24 protein-coding genes and 2 pseudogenes are annotated in these 23,176 nt (G+C 54.2%); 9 read left to right on the top strand and 17 right to left on the bottom strand.

Annotated features, from left to right (window positions below; all coding sequences use genetic code 11):
- The first annotated feature begins 118 nt into the window (after positions 1-118).
- Positions 119-493 (top strand): YraN family protein, encoded by a 375-nt coding sequence (locus tag Q0683_RS09895; RefSeq protein ID WP_298977505.1) that lies wholly within the window; start codon positions 119-121, stop codon positions 491-493.
- Between the two features lie 6 nt (positions 494-499).
- Here the strand turns inward: Q0683_RS09895 and Q0683_RS09900 are convergent, their stop codons facing one another.
- The 5 genes from Q0683_RS09900 to queC form a co-directional block, all read right to left on the bottom strand.
- Entirely contained in the window at positions 500-1,006 is a 507-nt protein-coding gene (locus Q0683_RS09900; protein ID WP_298977506.1) for a hypothetical protein, read from the bottom strand.
- A gap of 152 nt (positions 1,007-1,158) precedes the next feature.
- A complete protein-coding gene (locus Q0683_RS09905) occupies positions 1,159-1,458 on the bottom strand; it encodes a TMEM165/GDT1 family protein (protein WP_298614067.1) in 300 nt (99 codons plus the stop codon).
- A gap of 10 nt (positions 1,459-1,468) precedes the next feature.
- On the bottom strand, positions 1,469-1,633 hold the full coding sequence (locus Q0683_RS09910) for a hypothetical protein (RefSeq protein ID WP_011057571.1): 165 nt from the start codon (positions 1,631-1,633) through the stop codon (positions 1,469-1,471).
- A 206-nt stretch (positions 1,634-1,839) separates the two neighbouring features.
- The gene (gene dnaK, locus Q0683_RS09915) at positions 1,840-3,762 is read right to left on the bottom strand and encodes a molecular chaperone DnaK (RefSeq protein ID WP_298977508.1); all 1,923 of its coding nucleotides are present in this window, start codon (positions 3,760-3,762) and stop codon (positions 1,840-1,842) included.
- 126 nt (positions 3,763-3,888) lie between these two features.
- Positions 3,889-4,587 (bottom strand): 7-cyano-7-deazaguanine synthase QueC, encoded by a 699-nt coding sequence (gene queC / locus Q0683_RS09920; protein WP_298614062.1) that lies wholly within the window; start codon positions 4,585-4,587, stop codon positions 3,889-3,891.
- 153 nt (positions 4,588-4,740) lie between these two features.
- On the opposite strand from queC, the gene Q0683_RS09925 reads away from it, so the two are divergent.
- Genes Q0683_RS09925 through Q0683_RS09935 form a run of 3 tightly spaced genes read left to right on the top strand, consistent with a single transcriptional unit; the run spans position 4,741 to position 6,859 of the window.
- A complete protein-coding gene (locus Q0683_RS09925) occupies positions 4,741-5,772 on the top strand; it encodes a Gfo/Idh/MocA family protein (RefSeq protein WP_298977525.1) in 1,032 nt (343 codons plus the stop codon).
- Positions 5,773-5,832: 60 nt separating this feature from the next.
- Positions 5,833-6,270: a hypothetical protein gene (locus tag Q0683_RS09930; RefSeq protein ID WP_298977511.1), complete on the top strand. Its 438-nt coding sequence runs from the start codon at positions 5,833-5,835 to the stop codon at positions 6,268-6,270.
- 1 nt (position 6,271) lies between these two features.
- Positions 6,272-6,859 carry a 4'-phosphopantetheinyl transferase superfamily protein gene (locus Q0683_RS09935; protein ID WP_298614058.1) on the top strand — a complete coding sequence of 196 codons (588 nt, stop codon included), beginning with the start codon at positions 6,272-6,274 and terminating at the stop codon, positions 6,857-6,859.
- A 107-nt stretch (positions 6,860-6,966) separates the two neighbouring features.
- Here Q0683_RS09935 and Q0683_RS09940 read toward each other — a convergent pair whose 3' ends face one another.
- Entirely contained in the window at positions 6,967-8,340 is a 1,374-nt protein-coding gene (locus Q0683_RS09940) for a ParA family protein (protein ID WP_298977512.1), read from the bottom strand.
- Positions 8,341-8,529: 189 nt separating this feature from the next.
- Between Q0683_RS09940 and rpsB the strand changes: the two genes are divergently transcribed.
- Both rpsB and tsf read left to right on the top strand, forming a co-directional pair.
- A complete protein-coding gene (gene rpsB / locus Q0683_RS09945) occupies positions 8,530-9,321 on the top strand; it encodes a 30S ribosomal protein S2 (protein ID WP_298614054.1) in 792 nt (263 codons plus the stop codon).
- Between the two features lie 17 nt (positions 9,322-9,338).
- Positions 9,339-9,983 (top strand): annotated as a pseudogene (tsf, locus tag Q0683_RS11065) (translation elongation factor Ts); the annotation flags it as partial.
- 368 nt (positions 9,984-10,351) lie between these two features.
- Here tsf and Q0683_RS09955 read toward each other — a convergent pair.
- Genes Q0683_RS09955 through Q0683_RS09975 form a run of 5 tightly spaced genes read right to left on the bottom strand, consistent with a single transcriptional unit; the run spans position 10,352 to position 17,152 of the window.
- Positions 10,352-11,002, bottom strand: a complete 651-nt coding sequence (locus tag Q0683_RS09955) for a riboflavin synthase (RefSeq protein WP_298614050.1) — start codon at positions 11,000-11,002, stop codon at positions 10,352-10,354.
- A gap of 5 nt (positions 11,003-11,007) precedes the next feature.
- Positions 11,008-12,858, bottom strand: coding sequence for a S9 family peptidase (locus tag Q0683_RS09960; RefSeq protein ID WP_298977516.1), 1,851 nt, complete (start codon positions 12,856-12,858; stop codon positions 11,008-11,010).
- Positions 12,855-14,303: an amidophosphoribosyltransferase gene (purF, locus tag Q0683_RS09965; RefSeq protein WP_298977517.1), complete on the bottom strand. Its 1,449-nt coding sequence runs from the start codon at positions 14,301-14,303 to the stop codon at positions 12,855-12,857. The genes Q0683_RS09960 and purF overlap by 4 nt, the downstream gene beginning before the upstream one ends.
- Positions 14,304-16,589, bottom strand: a complete 2,286-nt coding sequence (gene purL / locus Q0683_RS09970; RefSeq protein WP_298977519.1) for a phosphoribosylformylglycinamidine synthase subunit PurL — start codon at positions 16,587-16,589, stop codon at positions 14,304-14,306.
- Positions 16,590-16,627: 38 nt separating this feature from the next.
- Positions 16,628-17,152 carry a GNAT family N-acetyltransferase gene (locus tag Q0683_RS09975; protein ID WP_298616989.1) on the bottom strand — a complete coding sequence of 175 codons (525 nt, stop codon included), beginning with the start codon at positions 17,150-17,152 and terminating at the stop codon, positions 16,628-16,630.
- A 71-nt stretch (positions 17,153-17,223) separates the two neighbouring features.
- On the opposite strand from Q0683_RS09975, the gene Q0683_RS09980 reads away from it, so the two are divergent.
- Both Q0683_RS09980 and Q0683_RS09985 read left to right on the top strand, forming a co-directional pair.
- Complete coding sequence (locus Q0683_RS09980) at positions 17,224-17,955, top strand: hypothetical protein (protein ID WP_298616988.1); 732 nt, start codon at positions 17,224-17,226, stop codon at positions 17,953-17,955.
- Between the two features lie 115 nt (positions 17,956-18,070).
- Positions 18,071-19,729 (top strand): Ppx/GppA phosphatase family protein, encoded by a 1,659-nt coding sequence (locus Q0683_RS09985; RefSeq protein WP_298977522.1) that lies wholly within the window; start codon positions 18,071-18,073, stop codon positions 19,727-19,729.
- 6 nt (positions 19,730-19,735) lie between these two features.
- Here the strand turns inward: Q0683_RS09985 and Q0683_RS09990 are convergent, their stop codons facing one another.
- The 6 genes from Q0683_RS09990 to Q0683_RS10015 all read right to left on the bottom strand — a co-directional run bounded on the left by Q0683_RS09990 (position 19,736) and on the right by Q0683_RS10015 (position 22,741).
- The gene (locus Q0683_RS09990; protein ID WP_298611291.1) at positions 19,736-20,671 is read right to left on the bottom strand and encodes a branched-chain amino acid ABC transporter permease; all 936 of its coding nucleotides are present in this window, start codon (positions 20,669-20,671) and stop codon (positions 19,736-19,738) included.
- Positions 20,672-21,055 carry a glycine cleavage system protein GcvH gene (gene gcvH, locus Q0683_RS09995; protein WP_298611288.1) on the bottom strand — a complete coding sequence of 128 codons (384 nt, stop codon included), beginning with the start codon at positions 21,053-21,055 and terminating at the stop codon, positions 20,672-20,674.
- Positions 21,056-21,078: 23 nt separating this feature from the next.
- Positions 21,079-21,276 (bottom strand): hypothetical protein, encoded by a 198-nt coding sequence (locus tag Q0683_RS10000; protein ID WP_298616987.1) that lies wholly within the window; start codon positions 21,274-21,276, stop codon positions 21,079-21,081.
- Positions 21,277-21,298: 22 nt separating this feature from the next.
- Positions 21,299-21,865, bottom strand: a complete 567-nt coding sequence (gene def / locus Q0683_RS10005) for a peptide deformylase (protein WP_298611282.1) — start codon at positions 21,863-21,865, stop codon at positions 21,299-21,301.
- A 73-nt stretch (positions 21,866-21,938) separates the two neighbouring features.
- Complete coding sequence (locus Q0683_RS10010; RefSeq protein WP_298611279.1) at positions 21,939-22,280, bottom strand: LapA family protein; 342 nt, start codon at positions 22,278-22,280, stop codon at positions 21,939-21,941.
- A gap of 95 nt (positions 22,281-22,375) precedes the next feature.
- Positions 22,376-22,741 carry a hypothetical protein gene (locus tag Q0683_RS10015; RefSeq protein WP_298611275.1) on the bottom strand — a complete coding sequence of 122 codons (366 nt, stop codon included), beginning with the start codon at positions 22,739-22,741 and terminating at the stop codon, positions 22,376-22,378.
- Between the two features lie 84 nt (positions 22,742-22,825).
- On the opposite strand from Q0683_RS10015, the pseudogene Q0683_RS10020 reads away from it, so the two are divergent.
- Positions 22,826-23,176 (top strand): annotated as a pseudogene (locus tag Q0683_RS10020) (aldose epimerase); the annotation flags it as partial.

A 23,176-nucleotide genomic window follows, 5' to 3' on the forward strand; every position in this document is an offset into this window, starting at 1 on the left:
AAATTCTCCATGACCCGACAGTGCAACTACAATCTCAACGGGATTTAGAGAGTCGTCAACGCGCTATGCAAACCCTCCAAAACTTGTTTAATCTCGAACCCATTGAAGCTTAAGGTCTATGCGCCACGTGGGCGATCGCGGGGAAGCCGTGGTTGTCGCGTGGCTACAAACCCAGCAGTGTCAAGTTTTGGCTCAGAACTGGGCTTGCCCTTGGGGTGAGCTAGATATTATCGCCTGTGATCTGCAAGGAGTGGTGCGCTTTGTCGAAGTAAAAACCCGCCGTTCTCGCAACTGGGATAGTGATGGCCTCGGCGCCATTTCCCCTAGCAAGCAACGCAAACTCATTTTGGCCGCTCAAGCCTTCCTAGAACGTCAGCCCCAGTGGCAGGATCATCCCTGTCGCTTTGATGTCGCCTTAGTGCGATACCAAGCAGGTGCCTATCGGCTGCATCAATACTTGGAAAACGCATTTAGTCTTGATTCAACCGATTGAGCACATTTACCAACTCAGGAGTTTTTGCAGGCGATCGCGAATCCAGTTAATCGGCCGACTTTGATCCTGCTCTTGGATACTCAGTTGCTGAAGCTCCTGTTGATGTTGCGCCAGCACATCCTGACGGTGGGCGATCGCCCCTGCAATATCAGGGTGTTCTTTTAGCAACTGTTCAAATCCCTCCCTGGGCAAAACAAACAACACCGTAGCCGTCATGGCCATCATTAAGGTTAATCCCCACTGCTTGTAGAACAATAATGGAACCCAGTGCCCCTCGGCACCACTGACAACGGTGGAAATGGCTTCGCGGTTACCTAAATCTAAGCCCAAGCGGGGTAGGAGCTGATCTTTCAGCACTCCCTTAAAAAAGCGCGCCAGAATTGCAACAAGGATAAGAAGTAGCACCACTTGAAACAGCCAACGCCGGGAAATGGTTTCCCGCTCAAGGCGAAACAAAGGTGCATCGGCAACACTCGTGAAGAACGACCACAGTTCAATGACTTGGGATGGCATTCTCCACAGTCTCCTCAGGTCTCCACCCACTTAGACAGTGCCTAAGATAATCAGCGTGCCCAAGTTTATCCCCTCACTTTAGCAGGGGGCAACTGTCAACTGAAGAAACTCTCTCCCTCGATCCCTTCAGTGATGATTTGTGATCTCGGTCATCAGAGGCTTGGGTGCAACATATCCCACAATAGCCAAAGGGCGATCGCTAACAGGCTGCTGCCCGTCAGTGTTTGTAATCGCTGTTCTGAGAGGTACCGTGACAACCAGCGACCAATCAATACCCCAATTAAACTAGTCGTCACTAAGGCTAAAGCTGCTCCCAAAAATACTAGCCAAGGAGAAGCAGCGCGGGCAGCCATGAAAAATACAGCAATTTGAGTCTTATCGGCAAATTCAGCCCAAAAGACGGTTAAAAACGCAACTCCGAACTCTCGCCATGGCAACGCGCGCTTAATCACCGACTGCCCTCTAGGCGTCCGTCATTTCCTCAACAGTTTCAGTGGTCTTCGTCTCTGGGCGATTTTCTGTATTTAGGCGGCGGCTGTAGCGACCCGAAGAACGCTTGCGAAACTTGCGAGCATAGGCTTGGTTACGAAGGGCTTTTTCTTTCTTGGGATTGCGGCGTTTGGCCATGCTTACCTCGATGGTAGGGGTGGTCTCAGCATTCAACAAAAATTAAGTACAGGAATAATATTATATCGTAATTTTTCCCTGAGGACAAGAAGTCTCCCCTCGCAAAAGCTGCAAGCATACTGCACCAAAGGAAATGAGAACCCCCCTAAGCCTTGACCTAGGGGGAGAGGAGCCTTGTTCTGGCAGAAAGTTGCCAATGGGCGGGACTATTTAGTTTCCGAGAACTCAGCGTCAATCACTTCGTCGTCACCGCTACTACCACTGCTACCGCTGCTGCCGGAGCCAGTTCCATCACTGGACTGAGCACTTTGGTAGACACTGGAGCCGACACTGTAGAGGGTTTGTTGCAGATCCTGCATCAGGGATTTCACCCGTTCAAAGTTAATGGACTCAATGGGCTTCTTCTCAGCTTCAGTGCCGATTTCCGAACGCAGGTTGGCAATGAGGGAGGTGAGACGGTCTTTATCACTGGTTGAGACTTTATCCCCCAGCTCATTCAGCTGTTTCTCAGCCTGATAGCAGAGTTGCTCGGCTTGGTTTTTGGTTTCAACTTTCTCACGTTTGGCTTTGTCGGCGGCGGCGTTTGCTTCCGCTTCGCGCACCATGCGTTCCACTTCCTCTTTAGGCAGCGTTGAGGCGCCTGTGATGCTAATCGACTGCTGTTTGCCGGTGCCTTTGTCGCGAGCGGTCACGTTGAGGATGCCGTTGGCATCAATATCAAACGTGACTTCGATTTGGGGGACGCCACGGGGTGCCGGAGGAATGCCGTCTAACCGGAAGGTACCGAGGCTCTTGTTGTCGGCAGCCATTTCCCGCTCCCCTTGCAGGACGTGGATTTCCACATTGGTTTGACCATCAACAGCAGTGGAGAAGATCTCGGACTTCTTCGTCGGAATCGTGGTGTTGCGGGGAATGATTTTGGTCATCACACCACCAAGGGTTTCCACCCCTAGGGACAGAGGCGTAACATCCAGAAGGAGAATATCCTTCACTTCCCCTGCCAGCACCCCAGCTTGGATGGCAGCACCCACAGCCACCACTTCATCGGGGTTCACACTCTGGTTAGGGTCTTTGCCCAATAGCCGTTTGACCAGCTCTTGGATCGCGGGAATACGGGTGGAACCTCCCACCAAAACCACTTCGTCAATCTGCTCTTTAGTGAGTTTGGCATCCCTGAGGGCTTGCTCGACGGGGACACGGCAACGATCAATCAGATCAGAGCAGAGTTCCTCAAATTTAGCGCGGGTGAGCGTCATGTCAAGGTGCTTCGGACCATCCTGCGTTGCGGTGATAAAGGGCAGGTTAATTTCCGTTTGCATGACGCTGGAGAGTTCAATCTTGGCTTTTTCTGCCGCTTCCGTGAGCCGTTGCAGTGCTTGTCTGTCTTTGCGCAGGTCAATGCCTTCTTGGGCACGGAAGGACTCAGCCAAGTAGTCAACAATTTTTTTATCGAAGTCGTCACCGCCCAAGTGGGTGTCTCCAGAGGTGGCGAGCACTTCAAACACGCCATCACCCACTTCGAGAATGGACACATCGAAGGTACCACCCCCAAGGTCGAAAACGAGGATGGTTTCATTGGCTTTTTTGTCAAGGCCATAGGCCAAGGAGGCGGCGGTGGGTTCGTTAATGATCCGCAGCACTTCCAGACCGGCAATTTTGCCAGCATCTTTGGTGGCTTGGCGCTGCGAGTCGTTGAAATAGGCAGGCACGGTAATCACCGCTTGGGTGACTTCCTCGCCAAGGTATTTGCTGGCATCTTCTTTGAGTTTGCGCAGAACCTGAGCAGAGATTTCTTCGGGGGCAAACTGTTTGCCAAGGGCAGGGCAATTCAGCTTGACATTGCCATTGACGTTCAAAACTTTGTAGGAGACCTCAGTGGCTTCGTGGGTCACCTCATCGAAGCGACGGCCAATAAAGCGCTTCACAGAATAAAAGGTATTTTCGGGGTTCATCACTGCTTGCCGTTTGGCAATTTGACCCACGAGGCGATCGCCATTTTTGGTGTAGGCAACAACGGAGGGCGTTGTCCGAAACCCTTCAGCATTGGCAATAACCGTGGGCTTGCCCCCTTCCATGACGGCCACACAGGAGTTGGTGGTCCCCAGATCAATTCCAACAACTTTTGCCATAGCGACGAAAACTCCCTTTGCAGGCTAACTTTGATGCGGGGCACAGCACCCATATTGGGCTTAACCCTCTCTCTTTACCTATAGTGCGATCGCTCCCGCTGGAAGCAAAAGGGGGATTTACCGAACCTACAACGGGTGGTCAACCGCGTAAGGTAAAGGATCTACAAGCCCCAATTCGGCAAAGGCGGCTAGACGCAAGCGACAGGCATCACAGCGACCACAGGCCTGTTCACCCTCACCATAACACGACCATGTTTTTTCCCAAGGTACGCCGTATTCATTGCCAAGACGAATAATGTCTTTTTTATGAAGTTCGAGGAGGGGCGTCACAATTTCAATGGGCTGACCTTCACGCCCCTGCTTGGTGCCAAGGCGATAGACCTCCTGCATGGCGGCAATATAGTCGGGGCGGCAGTCGGGATAGCCAGAATAATCAAGGGCATTGACGCCAATATGCACCGTTTGCGCTCCTAGGGCTTCGGCATAGGCGAGGGCAACACTCAAGAAAATCGTATTGCGGGCGGGAACATAGGTGACGGGAATCTCTTGACTCATGGTGGCCAGATCGCGATCGCAGGGCAGGTCAATGGTTGAGTCCGTCAATGCAGAGCCACCCCACAACCGTAAATTGAGGGAGAGAATTTGATGCTCAAGAACGCCTGCTGCCTTAGCAATGGCGATCGCTGCTTCTAATTCCCGCCGATGGCGTTGTCCATAGTCAAAGGAGAGGGCATAGCAGGCATAGCCCAGCGCTTTGGCACGAAATAAGACGGTGCTGGAGTCTAACCCGCCTGAGAGCAACACAACGGCCTTTTGTGTCGTCATCTTACCTGTCTATCAAAAACTTTACATTTGGCAATGCTGTGGTAGCATCTTTCTGAAAATGTTCATCCTGTGGATATTTACCTACTACTTACGGCGGGCGATCGCCAACACCAAACCTTTCCCCGGTTGCGTAGAGGAGTGAAAGAACTAAACATGAGCTTTGCCGTCCGTCCCCAGCCCGAACCACTGCGCATTGGCGTTATTGGTGTTGGCAATATGGGTCAGCACCACACCCGTGTTTTGAGTTTACTTAAAGATGTCGAACTTGTGGGCATCTCTGATGTGAATCTGGAGCGGGGCATTGATACCGCCAGCAAATATCGGGTGAAATTCTTTGAAAACTATGTGGATTTGCTGCCCCATGTTGAGGCGGTGTGTATTGCCGTACCCACCCGTCTCCACCACGAAGTGGGCATTACCTGCTTGCGCCACGGGGTGCATGTTTTGGTGGAAAAACCCATTGCCGCCAGTATCAGTGAAGCAGAATCCCTCGTGAATACGGCAGCGGAGTGTCAGTGCATTCTCCAAGTGGGGCATATTGAGCGATTTAACCCTGCGTTTCAAGAATTGAGCAAAGTCCTACGCACGGAGGAAATCCTTGCCCTTGAGGCCGATCGCATGAGTCCCTACTCCGATCGCGCCAATGATGTCTCAGTCGTTCTCGATTTAATGATCCACGACATTGACCTGCTACTGGAACTCACCAATTCCCCTGTGGTACGCCTGACAGCGGCAGGCAGTCGCTCTGCCAATTCCGAGTATCTGGACTACGTGACCGCTACCTTGGGGTTTGCCAACGGCATTATTGCCACCCTCACCGCCAGTAAAGTCACCCACCGCAAGCAACGGCGCATAGCTGCCCACTGCAAAAATTCCCTGACGGAGGCGGATTTCCTAAAAAACGAGATTCTCATTCACCGCAAAACCACCGCCTCCTGCAGCACTGATCACGGCCAAGTCCTCTACCGCCAAGACGGCCTGATCGAGAAGGTTTATACCAGCAATATTGAACCCCTCCATGCAGAGTTGGAGCACTTCGTCAACTGTGTGCGGGGCGGTCATCCCCCCTCGGTGGGTGGGGAGCAAGCCCTCAAAGCATTGCGCTTGGCCAGTCTCATTGAGCAGTTGGCCCTTGATGGCCACAGTTGGGGGCAGTTGGATGCCTCTTTGGCGGCGATTCATTAGGCTCTATCGCCCTCGTTTTCTTGCGCTAGGGTAGTAAGTACAGCAGCGAGGGTTGTGTCAATGATGGAGTTGGAAGGCTGTGCCTTTTTGGCTGCCCAAGCCAAGGTAAAGTCCTATCTCGCCTACTGGTTTCAGTTGGGCAAACGACTGTGTATCTGGGGTGGAGAGCATACTGTGCTGCCGCAACCTGTCCTTCAGGGCGATCGCTACAGTCAGGCCTTTGAGGCCTGCTGGGCCTATGTGCTCTCCGGTCAAGCAGGAGAATGCTTTCTTGAGGACACGACGGAGACGATTGCCCAACTCCTCGGCGACTCTTGGGACATTACCCCCTGTGCCCGCTGCCAAATGCCTGTGCCCCTACCCTACCATGGGTTGCCCCCTGTGCACTGTCCCTGTGCGAGTCTCCCCAATTGGCCCAACTTGGAGTTACCGCTGCCCCGCAGCCCAATTAATCCCCGTACTCACCTATTGTTGCTAAAAGAACGCCTCAGTTTTTAATGTGTGGGATGCGTCCTTACCCCCAGTTATTGCCCCTCAATGGCAGACGCCACACCCCGATCTCACCCTAGATTCCCATACGCTGCATCTTTGGTGGCTAACGCTTCCCCCTGAGGTTCCCAGTGAGGTTGTCCTGCGCACCTATCTACGTTGCTATCAACCGAATCTTGGGGAGAAGCCCCTACCACGTGCTGCCGGGGGTAAGCCCTATTTGGATGCGTTGGAATTTAACTGGAGCCATAGTGGTCGCTTAGCTGTGTTGGCCGTCAGTGGCGGAGCCGCTGTGGGGGTAGATGTGGAAATCTTGCGCTCCTGTCCTCAGCGTCTGGCCATTAGTCGGCGGTTTTTTGGCGCTGCTCTGCAAGAAAGGATATTAGGGGAGGGCGATTGCCTGTTTCTGCAGGCCTGGACCTACTACGAAGCATGGCTCAAAGCTCAGGGGATAGGGGTATGGCAGCGGACGGCAGCCCAGCCTTTAGAACATTGGGCAGCCAGTTTTCCGGTGGGCGATCGCGCCATTGCCAGTGTTGTTGTGCTAGCGCCAACTGCTCCCCAGTGTTTCTTTTTTCGGCCAGAAGCGATGAAATAAATGGATATTCACACTTGGTCAAACAGTGTCCTCTTTGCCAGAAGCCCTGCCACCAACAAAAAGAGCGCTATCAGATTTTTTATGAATTCTGCTAAAAAGGTTGTCTGTTACGTCAAAGGCTGAAGATAGGTCTGCACCAATGTCTGATAGAAGCCTAAGACACGCTTATCTTTGAACACCGCAGGGACACGGGCAAAGGCAGCACGGGAAATAATGGCATATTCAGGGATGGCAAATACACTTGTGTCATTGGCTTGATACTGTGGCCAAAAGTAGGGGGTGAGGTGGGGGAGTTTCTGCAGAATCCTTTCAATTTCTGCTTGGGCAACGGCCATCGCCTTGTCTGTGGTAGGGGCACCATTAAAGAAAATGGGCAAAGGAAGGGGCCCCCCTTCGCGGCGAAGGGTGTGAATCTCACCAAAAAGAAACTGATGAATAACCTGAGCGGCGTTGTTGAGCGAAGATAAATCCGTGTGCCGGGTGGGAATCAAAACAGCATCACTGGCATATACGGCACTCTTACTTAAGAAAAGCCACGCACTAGGGCAATCAATGAGGATGTAGTCGTAGCGATCGCGCAACGGCAAGAGGCATTCCCGCAGGCGGGTAATGGGTGGATTTTGCGTTTGCATTGCCTGAATCAGAATGCTTTGCAAGTCAGGGGCAGCGGGAATGACATCAAAGATGTGGGCAGACTGAATGCTGCTGCTGGTGCGGATGCGCAAGTGAAAGGGGCGAATCGTGGCTGTAATCGGCTCCTCAGGGTTTTGCAGGCAACTGGCGAGCGTTGTATTGGTGGGCGTTAATTCTAGTGCACGACTGAGATCCCCTTGGGGATCGCAATCTATGAGCAACACCGCGGCATTCGCCACGGCAAGGGTGGCTCCTAGGTTAATCGTGGTGGTGGTTTTGCCCACTCCCCCCTTGTGGTTATAGAGACACAGGGTGATGGCACGGGGGCGAGATTGCAAGCAGGTTTTGAGGTCTTCGATAATTCCCTCAAGGCGATCGCCCGTCAGTTCATAATTGGGCGTGGCTGGATAGACCAAGTGGCCATGGCGTTGAAAAAGCTGTAGATGGCGGGCATTCGTGATCAGCCCCCAAGTGGTTCGTTGACAATGGCAACCACTGAGAAGTTGCCGTAGCTGTTGTAGAGCGCGACTCTGATGGGTAGAACGACTGTCAAGGTTCAAGGCCACGGTTTGAGTCGGCGTATTACGGGAGCGACGAGCGGGAGTTTTAATCTCAACAATTAAATCGGGGTCAACTTGAGTTTGACAAAAGGGAGGCTGATTCTCGCGGGGGAAACGTGCTGCCACATCGGCAATGCCCGCACCGGTGTCAAAAAAGGAGAGGCGATCGCGATCGCTAAAGCCCAACACACTCAGCAGGGGTTGCACAAAGTGCTGCTCAACAACGGCTGCACAGGTCTCCTCACTGTGAATTTGTTGCCATTGCGATCGCAAGCGGGAAATATCCACTGTCAAGCACCACCCAGCCGTCTTGAATTCTTCAGAATGGGTTGACCCCCTCCGAGCGTCAAGAGCACTTCCCAAAGGTCTTGCCCATTGAGTATGATAATAAGTCTGCAAATCTTTCACATTCGTCCCCTTGGGTGTCCTCACCGGATGATGGACGAATGGTTGTTGAACCCATAGGAGTACAACTTAATGGCAGTTCTGAGCCTTGCCCAAATGCTAGAGGCAGGGGTTCACTTTGGCCACCAAGCCCGCCGCTGGAACCCCCGCATGGCACCCTATATTTTCACCGTTCGCAATGGGGTGCACATCATTGACCTTGTCCAGACCGCCCAACTGCTGGATGAAGCCTACAACTACGTCCGCAACGCCGCTGAAAAAGGCAAGCGCTTTTTGTTTATTGGTACTAAGCGCCAAGCCGCCGGCATTATCGAACAGGAAGCTCTCCGCTGTGGCAGCTACTACGTGAACCAGCGCTGGCTGGGGGGGATGCTCACCAACTGGAGCACCATTAAAACCCGTGTGGAGCGCCTCAAAGAATTGGAAAGTATGGAGGAAAGCGGCCTCATTGATCTGCGCCCCAAAAAGGAGGCTTCGACCCTACGGCGAGAGCTGGCACGGCTGCAAAAATACCTTGGTGGGATCAAACAGATGCGGCGACTCCCCGATGTGGCGATTATCGTTGATGTGAAGCGGGAATACAACGCTGTTGCTGAGTGTCACAAATTAGGCATTCCCATCGTCGCCCTGCTGGATACCAACTGCGACCCTACCCAAGTGGATCTTCCCATTCCGGCTAACGATGATGCCATTCGTTCGATTAAGCTGATTGTGGGGAAACTAGCCGATGCTATTTACGAAGGCCGCCATGGTCAGTTGGAGGAACTCGAAACGGATCTCGCTGAGGAGGACGAGGAGGGGATGACCACCAGCGAAGATGGCGACGCTGAGGCTCTAGATATTCCAGAAGATTCTGATGCTTAATCCTTGAGGAACAGATTATGGCAGAGATTTCAGCCAAACTAGTCAAAGAACTGCGGGAAAAGACCGGTGCCGGCATGATGGACTGCAAGAAAGCCTTGCAGGAATCCAACGGCGATATGGAAGCCGCTATTGCCTGGTTGCGGCAGAAGGGTCTGGCCTCCGCCGGCAAAAAAGCCGGGCGGGTCACCGCTGAAGGTCTAGTGGATAGCTACATTCACACCGGCGGGCGCATTGGTGTGCTTGTGGAAGTCAACTGCGAAACCGACTTTGTGGCTCGCAACGAGAAATTCAAAGCCCTTGTCCAGGACATTGCCAAGCAAATTGCTGCCTGTCCCAATGTGGAATTTGTCTCAATGGACGATATTCCCCCTGAGTACAAGGAAAAAGAGCGCCAGATTGCCCTCGGCTCCGATGCTCTGAAGGGGAAACCTCCTGAAGTCAAGGAGAAAATTGTGGCGGGCAAACTGGAAAAAACCCTCAAAGAATTGTGTCTGCTCAACCAGCCCTTTATCCGCGATCAGTCCAAGACCGTTGAGGAGTTGGTCAAAGAGCACATTGCCGAGCTGGGGGAAAATATCCGCATTCGCCGCTTTCAACGCTTTGTCCTCGGTGAGGGAATTGAGAAGCAAGAAACTAACCTTGCTGAGGAGGTGGCCGCCCAAACCCAAGCCATGAGCACCGCTGCAAAAGCGGCTGAAGCCCCAAGGGAAGCGACCGAAACTGTCAGTGTCCCTGAAGCCACAGCGGCAACCACGCCGGAGACGACCCCTCAAACTACGGCAGAGGCAGCTCCTGAAACCACCACAGAGGCAGTCCTTGAAACTGCGGCAGAGGTAGCTCCTGAAACTACCACAGAGGCAGCCCTTGAAACCGTGGCAGAGGTAGCTCCTGAAACTACCACAGAGGCAGCCCTTGAAACGACGGCAGAAACAGCTCCGCCTGAAGCGGCTCCTGAGAGTAAAGGATTCGGTGCTGCCGCTAAAAAGGCGGGTAGCAAGTCCCGTGCCAGCAAGAAGAAAAAGTAATGCCCCTAGGCATAGCCATGGGCTTGGAGAAATGCGAGGTCAATTTCTGCGGGCGGTGAGGTAGATGGAAAGCGGAGAAATTTATGGGTATATTTACCCAATAAATCCGCCTCTAGGTTCACTTCGTCACCAAGCCTGAGAAATTGCAATGTGGTCTCTGCGTAGGTGTGGGGGATGACAGCAATGCTGAATTCATCCCCTTTTTCATTGCAATGGGCAACGGTGAGACTGATGCCATTGATGGCAATGCTCCCCTTGGGAATGATGTACGCAGCAACACACTCAGGCGCGGAGAAGGTGAACTCCCAGCTGGTACCGGTGGGGGCGATCGCCAGGACGGTGCCGACACCATCCACATGACCCGTAACAAAGTGGCCACCCACTTTATCCCCGACTCGCAGGGCAGGTTCTAGGTTCACCATGGCTCCTGCTGCTGCTTTGGCTGCCAATGTCGTGCGCTGCAGCGTTTCCGGGGAGACACTGACCGTAAACCCCGTGGCATCAAAGGTTTCCACTGTGAGGCAGACACCATCAACGGCGATACTATCGCCAACGGCCACGTCCCCAAGGAAAGGGGCATCCGTGGCTGTAATCACCAACTGGGACTCGGAGCGCTGCTGGAGCATACCAATCGCCTGAATAATACCAGTAAACATTGTTATTAACCTTTCAGTAAATGTCTTTGATAAAATCTCAGCTCTGCCGCAAGGGCGGTGGCGATCGTACTGCTTTGGCGAAAGCCATGACCCTCTTCAGCAAAGGTGTAATATTCCACAGGAACGCCTTTGGCCTGTAGGGCAGCCACCATCTGTTCCGCTTGGCTTGGGGGAACGATCACATCCTTTAACCCCTGAAAGAAAATCACCGGGCGGGTGAGGTGTTCTGCATGGTAGAAGGGCGATCGCTGGCGGTAGAGGTCTGCCCCTGCGGGATAGGGAGCAATCAGTTGATCAAAATAATGGGCTTCAAAGGCATGGGTTTCCTTAAGCAGGCTAATGAGATCGCCAATGCCGTAGTAACTTGCCCCCCCCTGGAAGGTCGTGGTAAACGTCAGGGCGCAAAGGGCAGTGTAGCCCCCGGCGCTGCTGCCGCGAATGGCTAGGCGATCGCTAGCTACCCGTCCTTGAGCCACCAGATACTGTGCTCCAGCAGCACAGTCCGCCACATCCATCACGCCCCACTGTCCCCGCAGGGCATTGCGATAGGCGCGCCCGTAACCCGTACTGCCGCGATAGTTGACATCCAATACAGCAAAGCCGCGACTTGTCCAAAACTGGGTGCGTAGGTCGAACCCTGTACCACTGGCAGCCGTCGGCCCCCCATGACATCTGACGATCAAGGGTGGGCGTGAGCCTACTGGGGATTGTACCTGAGGATTTTGGGGCGGGTAGAAAAAGCCATAGGCCGTTGCCCCGTCACTTGTGGGAAATTCAATCACCTCCGGCTGGGAGATCCACGCCGGCGGCAGAGGAGCAGCAATGGGTTGCAGCGGTGTGGGGGTGCCGTCATCCAGATTGAACTGCACAATATGGGGAGGCAACAGAGGTGAACTGCCAATAAAAGCAACGGCGCGATCGCTCAAGCGCACTAGGGAATGGATTTCCGTATAGTCCGTCGGCACCGTTTGCCATTCCCCTGTTTCTAAAGACACCACCGCCAGCCGCCACAGCCCGCGATCGCTATAGGTCAACACCGCAGTTTCAGGATCTACAAGAGCATAGGTGGATTGGCCAAAGACCCACAGGGGCACGCCGGCATCATAGGGAGCTTGCCAAACGGCCTCATGGTGACCGTTACGGTAACGGTAGAGATTCCACCAGCCCGAGCGATCGCTAATGTAGTAGAGAGCCTCTCCCTGCCACTGGGGCTGTTGCACGGATTCCTCGCTGCTGCCGGCAATGCGGTAAGGGGTTCCCAGCGTGCCGTCTCCCTTGACTGTTGCCCCCCACAGTTCGCAGCCATCCCACGGCATCTGGGGCGCGGACCATTGCAGCCAGACCAGGGTGTTGCCTTCTGGACTCAACCGCGGTGCAGCGTAGAAACCGGCGCCTTGAACCAAAGGACTCCGTTTCCCCGCAAAGGAAATGGCAACAAGGGACTGCTGCGATCTCCCCGTCGGCGGATGCACTTCTTCAACACACAGCAGGCGATCGCGCCCAGGATCGACACAGCCGTCGGCAAAGCGGCAATTGTCAGCCCGATAGATCAACTGGGGGGTAGCGTCGCGCAGAGCATAGATGCCCTGATCGGCATCATTGACAAAGTAAATCTGATCACCATGGCACCAGTAGGCGCCGCCGCCGTACTCATTCACCCGCGATCGCGCACTCCAGGGAGCCGCCAACAGGTCTTGCCCTTGGCGCACCAGTACGACTCGCCCCTTTTCCTGGGGACGCCGCTCCAACCAAGCTAGGCCAAGGGGAGTCGAGCGCAATTCGCTGATACTTGTGGTTGCTGCACTAACTTGGTCAGCAGAGAGGAGGGAAGGCCAGTCACCGTAGTCCAGACTCATTGGGGAATTTGCTCAAGTACCAACTTTTGCCGTTTCACCGGCTCAGGGATATTAATCGGATACTTGCCCGTAAAACAGGCGGAACAAAAGCGATCGCCCGTATCGTAGGTAGCCGCAATCATGCCCTGCCAACTAAGGTAACTTAGAGAATCCACGCCAATCTGCGCTGCAATCTCCGCCACAGACTTGGTGGCGGCAATGAGTTGATCTTGGCTGTCGGTATCAATGCCGTAAAAGCACGGATGAGTGACAGGGGGCGAAGAAATGCGCATGTGAACTTCGACGGCACCCGCATCGCGCAGGGCTTTGACAATTTTGCGGCTAGTAGTGCCCCGCACAATGGAGTCATCCACAATCACTACCCGCTGTCCCATCAGCACATCCCGCAGCGGATTCAGCTTCATCCGAATCCCTGCCTCCCGCATTGACTGGGTGGGCTGAATAAACGTGCGCCCCACATAGCGATTTTTAATTAGGCCTTCGGCATAGGGCACCCCCGTTGCTTGGGAAAAGCCAATGGCCGCTGGTACCCCAGAATCGGGGACAGCAATCACGACATCGGCATCGGCGGGCGCTTCACGCCCCAACTGCTGCCCTAGGCGCTGGCGGTAGCTGTAGAGGCTTTCTCCCTGCATGACACTGTCGGGGCGGGCAAAGTAAATCATCTCAAAGATGCACAGTTTCCGTTGGGATTCTGCCCATTGCACACTCTCCATGCCACTGGCACTGATGTGCACCAACTCCCCCGGCTCCACCTCCCGCACATAGTCAGCGCCGATAATATCGAGGGCACAGGTCTCCGAAGCAAGGACATAGTGAGACTTCCCCTCTGTCAGCAGGCGGCCAATCACCAGGGGACGAATGCCGTGGGCATCCCGCAGTCCAAACAATCCCGCCGGCGTACCGATCACCAAGCTGTAGGCTCCTTGGCACTGTTGAGCCGCAGTAATGATGCCCTCTGACCACGATTGCCCCGTGGCTACCGCTTGGGCGATCGCCCAAGCAATCAGTTCTGAATCCGTTGTACTCGCCAACACCGCTGGCGGCGCCTCACAGGCCAGCACCTGTTGCCGCAGGGCATAGGTGTTCACCAAGTTGCCATTGTGGGCCAAGGCCAAAGACCCTAGGCGAGTTTCTACCACTACGGGTTGGGCATTGACAATGCGACTAGACCCTGTGGTTGAGTAGCGGTTGTGACCGACTGCCCAGTCTCCCACCAGCCGTCCCAGAATCTCTTCGCTAAAGACTTGGGACACCAAACCCATATCCTTGTGGCAGTGCACCGTGTCACCCGCAAATGTGGCAATTCCTGCGGATTCCTGACCTCGATGTTGCAAGGCATAGAGACCAAAGTAGGCGAGGCGAGCCACATCTGCGCCGGGGGCATAAACCCCAAATACCCCACAGGCTTCTTCCGGCTTGTCCGCAAATTGTTGTTCTGTCATTTAGTCCAAATACTTTGGCAGGGGCGATCGCCACGCAAGAGCTAACTCTTCCATGGTAACCTTGATGAGCGGAGAATTGTCACAGGTGTCAATACACAGTTCTGTATGTTCACCATTAACAACCCCTAGGCGTGTCCAAGCGTCGGGCAATTGCGCCTGTACATAGGCTTCCCACGCTGTCTGTTTCGTCGGCGGCACCGAAACCAGAATTCGCGCTCCCCCTTCTGCAAATAGCAGCACATCCCAGCGGGGATAGGTACCCACCGGCAATTGAATCTTCGCCCCCCGCTGGCCGCTGAGACAGCTTTCCGCCAAGGCCACGGCTAAGCCCCCCTCACTCAAATCGTGGGCACTGGCAATCCACCCCTCCTGAATGCCATAGCGGCACACTGATTGCACCCGCCGCTCTAAGTCTAAATCAACTTGCGGCGGACGACCCGCCACAAGGCCATGGATCTGGGCAAGGTATTCCGACCCGCCTAGGCTGATACGCGGATCACTTAGAGGCGTTGTCAGAGGCAAGCCCAATAGGTAAATAGCATCTCCTGCTGCCCGAAAGCCCTGCCCCACAACCTGCTGCCAGTTGGGAACCAACCCCACCATCCCCACCACCGGCGTGGGATAGATGGGTCGCGGCTGGCCGTTGCTATCAATGGTTTCGTTGTAGAGGGAGACGTTCCCCCCAGTCACCGGAGTCCCTAGCGCCCGACAGGCCTCAGCAAGACCGCGGCAGGCTTGAGCCAATTGCCAATACCCCACGGGCGTTTCTGGACTGCCAAAGTTGAGATTATCGGTGACAGCTAGAGGCTCTGCCCCGACACAACTCAGATTGCGGGCGGCCTCCGCCACTGCTGCTTTGCCCCCCTCGTAGGGATCTAGGTACACGTAACGACTGGGACAATCTACGGTCGCGGCAATCCCCTTTTGAGTGCCCCGCAGGCGAATCACGGCAGCATCGGCATCGCCGGGAAAAACCAGGGTATTGTTTTGTACTTCGTGATCGTACTGGCGATAGACCCATGCCTTGGAAGCAATGCTGGGGGTGGCCAAGAGGGTGAGTAAGATCTCCGAGGGAGATTGGCAGGGGAGAGCCAATTGCTCCACTGACCACTGCTGTGCCTGTTGTACATAGGCTGGCGGCTCACTGGGGCACTGCCGTTCATACACAGGCGTGTCTTCCGCTAGGGCACGGGCAGGTACCTCGGCGGCCACCTCGCCTCGGTAGAGTACCCGCACCACGGGTTCTGCAATTACCTGCCCCACCACCACGGCCTGCAAGCCCCAACGATGAAAAATCTCCATCAGTTCCGCTTCCCGCCCTTGAGCCGCCACAAAGAGCATCCGTTCTTGGGACTCCGAGAGCAGAAACTCGTAGGGCACCATGCCCGCTTCCCGCACGGGCACCTTGTCTAGGTTCAGCTCAATACCGACACCGCCTTTAGCGGCCATTTCCGATGTGGAGCAGGTCAACCCCGCTGCCCCCATATCCTGGGCAGCCACCACAGCACCGGTTTGAAAGGCTTCAAGACAAGCTTCAATGAGGCATTTTTCCAGAAAGGGATCCCCCACTTGAACAGCGGGGCGATCGCTAATGGATTCATCGGTCAACTCCGCACTGGCAAAGCTAGCGCCTCCCATGCCATCACGCCCCGTTGTGGCTCCCACATAGAGGACGGGATTTCCCACACCGCTGGCTGCGGCTTTGACAATCTCCGGCGTTTCCATGAGTCCCAGAGCCATGACATTTACCAAGGGGTTCCCCCGATAGCAAGGGTCAAAATACACCTCACCCCCCACCGTCGGCACGCCCACACAGTTGCCATAGTGGGCAATCCCCGCCACCACGCCTTTGACCAATTGTTGGGTTTTAGGCTCCTTGAGGTCGCCAAAGCGCAGGGCGTTTAACAGGGCAATGGGGCGCGCCCCCATCGTGAAAATATCCCGCAGAATCCCCCCGACCCCAGTTGCTGCCCCCTGAAAGGGTTCAATGGCCGAGGGATGGTTGTGGGACTCAATCTTAAAGGCAAGGCGCAACCCATCCCCAAGATCCACCACGCCGGCATTTTCGCCGGGACCGACAAGTACCCGTGGCCCTTGGGTGGGAAACTGCTTGAGCAGGGGACGGGAGTGCTTATAGCAACAGTGCTCTGACCACATCACGCCAAACATCCCCAATTCCGTACGGTTGGGATGGCGGCCAAGGCGACGGACGATTTCGCTGTACTCTTGGGGCTTGAGACCTTCGGCAGCAATCTCAGCCTCGGTGACGAGGGGCGTTTGGCTCATGGCAAAGGATTATTCGGCTACGTTACTGATTATCGGCTCTAGCGGGAATTGGGGTACCAAAACATTCCCTTGATCCCCTCAGGATCGGGGCGAAAGCCCAACTGACGGTAAAAGTCCACCACATGGGGATCGGCAAAGAGGGTAATGTTGCTGATGTCCTCACTGCGGAGTTCTTTGATAATCTGTCGCATTAATTCTTTACCTAGCCCCCGCCCCTGAAATTCTGGATGCACCACCACATCCCAAATCGTGGCATTAAAAGCATGGTCAGAGGTGGCACGCGAAAAGCCAATGAGACGACGATAGGCACCCCGCTGCTCCCACATCGAGAGCACCAAAAAGCTATGCTGAATTGCCTTTTTTACCTTGCGAATGGGACGGCGCGCCCAGCCCACGGCATCACAGAGTTCTTCTAGCTCATAGACGTCAATGTCTTTTTCTTTGCTAAAAATAATCTTACTTTCTGTGCCATTGTCCCGTTCTGCCTGAGACCCTACACTAGGGGACGTAGTGGTGGCACTCACAGTTGGTTGCGAATTGAACAGCGATTTCCAGAAGCTCATGCAAGTATGCTGGAGATGGAAAAGTGACCCAGTGTAACCCGGCCTAGGCTATAGTATAGCGACTCTCAACCATGGTTTCCGATTTTCAACTGCGCAACCTGGATGTTCTGAAGCGGTTTAACCGCTCCTTTCCAGAGTTTTATGAGCAATTTGTAGGTCGGGATGTCCAATTGCAGAACCTGAAACTGGCGTTTCAAATTCACAAAACCAATCAGGCAGTGATTCAGATTGTCCCTGAGGGCGATCGCTCTGTTCTCCACTTTGCCCACCGCAATCACTCCTATCTGCTCAGTGATCTCTTTGGCGTGATGGCCGCCTATAAGCTGACGATTCACAATGTCTCACTCTACGGCCATGTACGACCACCGATGCTGGTGTTTGTCAAACTGATCCTCTCAGACCAGGGCAAAGCCCTTACCAAAAAACGCAGTGAAAGGGTGCGCCGTGCCCTGCAACAGACCCTCAGTGGCGAGTTTGCCGTTGAGGAAATGCTGGCGATGGAGTTTAACCTCAACGAAGGCCTACCGCAAGTTACTACCAGCTTTTATCAGGATCAGGTCTTTCATCTGCCGGCGCTGTTGGTGGAGTCCACCAATCATCCCGCACTACTTTACAAGGTGATGCACGCCGTTTGGCAAGAGGAACTGCTGGTGGTGAATATCAACTTTATGCTTTGGCAGGGACGGGTGCGATTGTTGCTTTATCTCCTCGGCCCCAATGGCAATGTCATTCCCGATTATTTAGGCTCACGGATTGCCGCCAAAATTAAGGATCACTTAACAGGAAATACAGCCTTTTTTTGAAATGGGAGATACCCGCTTTCCTTGTTTTGAGTCTTTTTGAGTCTATTTCATCTTCGGGAAAAGGGTTGTAGTTAGGGTACCATAGGGGGTGTTTGTCCCCTTCATAACAAGTCCAATGACGGCTGAACAACATCTCCACCTGTGGCGATCGGTGCATCTCGGCGAGCGCATTCTGGCGGCAATTGATGTTGGGACAAACTCAATTCACATGGTGGTCGTGCAAATTCAGCCCAGTTTACCCAGCTTCAAAATTATTGCCGCCGAAAAGGATATGGTGCGGTTGGGGGAGCGCTGCCAAATCACGGGGCAGCTCACAGAGGAGGCCATGAATCGAGCGATCGCCACCCTGCGCCGCTGTCGTGAACTGGCCAAGGGTCTCAAGGCGGAAGAAATTATTGGCGTAGCCACCAGTGCTGTGCGCGAAGCCCCCAATGGTCGCGAGTTTTTAGAGCGGGTTAAGAAGGAGACTGGCCTTACGATTGATTTAATCTCTGGGGAAGAGGAAGCGCGGCGCATCTACTTGGGGGTTCTTTCGGGGCTGGAATTTAACGGCAAACCCCACATCATCATTGATATAGGAGGGGGGTCCACAGAGTTAATCTTGGGGGATGGCCACGAACCCCGCTATCTCAGCAGTACCAAAGTGGGGGCAGTACGCCTGACAGATTTATTTGTTAAGAGTGATCCCATTAGCGATCAAGATTACGCCGCCCTGCGCGCCTATGTACGGGGAATGTTGGATCGGGCCGTGGAAGAGCTGCGACAGCACCTTGGCTCCCATGAGAAGCCCCAATTGGTAGGCACCTCGGGCACCATTGAAAGTCTGATGATGATTCACACCTGCGATCGTCTCGGCGCTTGTCCCCCCTCACTGCGGGGCTATGAACTCACACTGACGGACTTAAAGGCGTTGGTGGCGAAATTGCGGCGGCTCAACTTTAGCCAGCGCTGTCAACTCCTGGGGATGTCGGAGCGACGCGCAGAAATTATTGTTGCGGGAGCAGTGATTCTTGCTGAAGCAATGGAGATGCTTGGCCAAACTAGCCTCATCACCTGCGATCGCGCCCTGCGGGAAGGCATCATTGTGGACTGGATGCTCACCCATGGCCTGATTGAAGACCGCCTCCGCTATCAAAGCTCAGTGCGGCAGCGCAGTATCTACAGTCTGGCGCAAAAGTTCCACGTCAATCTCCCCAGCAGTGAACGGGTTGCCGATTTTGCCCTCACTCTGTTTGATTACACCCAAGGGATTCTCCACCACTGGACAGAGGTCGAGCGAGAGCTGCTCTGGGCAGCGGCTATTCTCCACAATGTGGGGCACTACGTCAGCCATTCTGCACACCACAAGCATTCCTACTACCTGGTGCGCCACGGCGGCCTGCTCGGCTACACCGATACGGAAATTGAAATCATTGCCAACCTCTGTCGCTATCATCGCAAGAGTCCCCCCAAGAAAAAACATGAAAACTTCCGCCAGTTGGTGGGACGGCGAGAACGGCAAATTGTTGAGCAACTGAGTGCGATGCTGCGGTTGGCTTCGGCGTTGGATCGGCGGCAAATCGGAGCCGTAGATCACATTAGCTGTGAGTGGCGTGCCCCCCAGCGGGAGTTTTGTGTGCAGGTGCATCCAGCGGATCCCAGCGATCGCTGTGAGCTAGAAATTTGGAGCGTTAACTACAAAAAAGACCCCTTTGAAACCCAATTTGGCGTCAGTTTGAAGGTGGAGCTGGTATCCTCTGGTAGCCCTGTGTTAGCAACCGCAGGGAATTGCTAGCTGCCCTTAGACTTTCTCCACCGGCGGCTGGCCCAGGAGTCCTTGGGGGCGCACAAGCAGCACAAGAAACAAAATTGCAAAGGCCACAGCATCCCGAAAACCCGATGCAGCCGCAGGTACCATTGCCTCCACCAGTCCCAGCAAAAAGCCTGCCAGCATTGTCCCCGGCAAGCTCCCCAGACCACCGAGAACAATCACCGCTAATCCCTTGAGGCCAAAGATCACCCCAAACTGCGGTCCTGTAATGCCAACACTTAAGGCAACAAGGGTGCCGGCAACAGCCGCCAGCGCACTGCTGATAAAAAATGTCACTTGAATCAGGCGATCGCCATCAATCCCCAGTAATGTAGCAGCAGTGGGATTTTCGGCCACCGCTTGCAATCCCTTGCCCAGGCGCGTCCCTTTCACCCAATAGGTCAGGGCAATCATCAAGGCCACAGCTACTGTAAAGATAATTAACTGGCTGGTGCGCAGGGCAATATCTCCCAGTTTTAGGGTGAGGGGCAACCCACCCCAGAGTTGATCGGGGTAGGTATAGACTTCGGCTCCCACCAAATATTGAATCAAGTGAGTGAGAAAAATAGCAGCCCCCAGACTGGCCACCACCGTCAAGAGGGTATCCGCCTGCCGCTGTCGTAAAGGACGAAAGACCACCCAATCCATGCCCACTCCCAACAGACCACAGCCAAGGGCACTTAGCACTAACGCAGGAACAAAGGGCAGGGCAAAGGGAAGTTGTGCATTGGCCAAAAGACCATTAAAGCCAAAGCGTTCTCCCAAAAGGGCATAGGTGAGGTAAGCCCCAATGGCAAAAACGGCGCCATGGGCGAAGTTAATGATGCCTAGAATTGAGAAGATAAGGGTGTAGCCGAGGGCAAAAATGGCATAAACACCGCCTGTGGCCAGTCCATCCACAAGACCTTGCAGAGCGTTCGTTGCCACCTAAGCTCCTTCCACAAGGGCACGATAATCCGCTGCTGAGAGAAGTCCTGTGGGAGGGGTACTGACTTGCACCTTCACCAACCACCCCTCGCCGTAGGGATCGGCAGCAATTTGCTCTGGATTGTCAATGACCGCCTGATTGACGGCAATTACAGTTCCCGTTAAGGGCGCATAGAGATCTTCAACGGCCTTGACGGATTCAATCGTGCCAAAGCGCTCACCGGTTTCTAGGGTATCGCCAACAGCGGGCAACTCAACAAAGACAATGTCTCCCAGTTGATCGACAGCAAAGGCACTAATGCCGAGGGTGGCCGTCTCACCCTCAAGGCGCAGGTACTCATGGCTGTCGAGATATTGGAGATCGTCAGGGTAGATGAGTGTCATAGCAAGTTCTACGGACTAACGTTTTAAGGGCGATCGCCGGCACGGGCAAGGCGCACAGCCGTTATGAAGGCCGCTAAACCAAGGGGCGCACTGAGGAGCAAAATCACAGTGGTCGGTACAGTGCCCAACTGAGCCTCCCCAGAACTCAGTTCAAAAAGGCTCCCCACCGTGGCGATCGCTGCCACACAGGCACCCAATAGGTATAGATAACTCTTGGCCACAGACGATGACCCCCAAGGTTTCTTATGCAGCAATGGGACGCACCGCACTGGCGTTAAAGCCATGCTCCTTGAGTTCGTGGCGCAGCAGCGCTTGGTTTTCCACGCGATCTACGAACATTACGCCCATCAGGTGATCAATCTCGTGCTGGATGGCACGGGCAAGCAGCCCCCCTGCCATGATCACTTGGGGACGTCCCCACTCATCTTTGTAGGCCACCTCCACCATTGCTGGACGCCGCACCTCTAGGTAAACCCCCGGAATACTCAAGCACCCCTCTTGGCATACCTCCAGCTCTTCACTGAAGTCCTTAATGACGGGGTTAATCATCACTAATGGCGCTGCTTCGGGATCGTCGGGATGGATGTCAATGACGAGAATCTGCTTATTGATGCCGACTTGTGGCGCTGCCAAGCCAATTCCATCGGCGCTGTACATGGTTTGCAGCATTTTCCGCACAGTATCGCGAATACTTTCATCAACTTTGGTGACCCGTTTGGCGGGCTGACGCAGCACGCGATCGCCCAAATAGTGCAATTGGAGGGGCGGATTTTTTAACTTTTTCTTTTCAACAGCCAGAGATGCAGCCATAGGACACGCCGAGTTAACACAAAATAACAAAAGTTAATCACTTCCTAGCCTAACGAATTTTTAAGGCTCTAGACTACTTTTCTGTCGAGGCACTGCTGACACTGGGCAAGAGGCGCTGTTGTTCCTCAAGGGCAGCTTTGTAGCGTTCCACATCCTCCTCAAGGTGGGCGATTTGCTCATCGCGGGCTTGCATTTCCACCCGAATTGTAAAGATGCGCTGCACCTGTACCCAGACGTTAAAGACCCAAGCAAAGAGAGCACCAATGCCCATGGCCACAATGAGTTCAATGCACAATGGGGCTTGAATCACCTTTCCTTCAAAGAACTTAATACTAACGGGATCTGTATTTTGAATACTAAAGAGAACCAAGCCCAAGACAATGACAAATATCATGACAAAGTTAAGTTGTCGCATAGGGCATCCTGTAACAAATTTGGTCATAGATAGGGATTGTTGCACCGGGCATCTTGCCGGCAACCAACAATCTTGGGCTAATCATACCATTGTGGCTAGTCCTCAATCACCGAGTGACTGACTTCTACTGCTTGAACATCAATGGTGCCGGGGGGAGCCAATCGTTGAAACTGGCGATCGCGCACCCTCAAGACTTCACCACAGGCGGGACATTGGGTTTGAGTATTGTTCAAACCGCTAAATTCAAAACCACACACTGGACAGGCCGCCGTCACCAGCTTCCAGCGCAACCAAAGTTGCACCCCCACAAAAAAGAGCACAGGGGTCAACATTAAGATTAAAAACAGCACCAAAAAGGATTGTACTAACCAGCCTAGCCCCAGTAGCCCCAGCAACCAAGTGACCAGCAACACACTGAACCAAAAGCGTAGGGTGGGGTTTAGGGTAAATCTCAGGGACATTGGCCTCCCTCCAAGGGCATTGCCGCTATTCTAGCGTAGGCGGGGCTGTATCCTAAAAAGTAAGCGCACCATCGAGCGATGGTAATGCCCTATACTCTCCACGCCGAACGGATTCGCCTCGAAATCATCCCAGAGCGCGGCGGCTTGATTAGTCGCTGGCAGTGGCGAGGACATGGACTGGTGTACTCGGATTGGGAACGCTTTGCCGACCCGCAGTTGAGCGCTCGCGGCGGTATTCCCCTCCTGTTTCCCACCCGTGGCAATTTGGCCGAGGATACGTTCCACTCCAATCGCCAAGCCTATCGGCTGAAGCAGCATGGCTTTGCGCGGGATTTGCCATGGCAGGTGCCAGATCAACAGGAACATCTTTTGAAACCGCGACTGCAAGATACGCCCACCACGCGCCAAAGGTATCCCTTTGCTTTTCGCAGGGGT

It is taken from the genome of uncultured Thermosynechococcus sp. (genome assembly GCF_938074695.1).
Lineage (GTDB): Bacteria > Cyanobacteriota > Cyanobacteriia > Thermosynechococcales > Thermosynechococcaceae > Thermosynechococcus.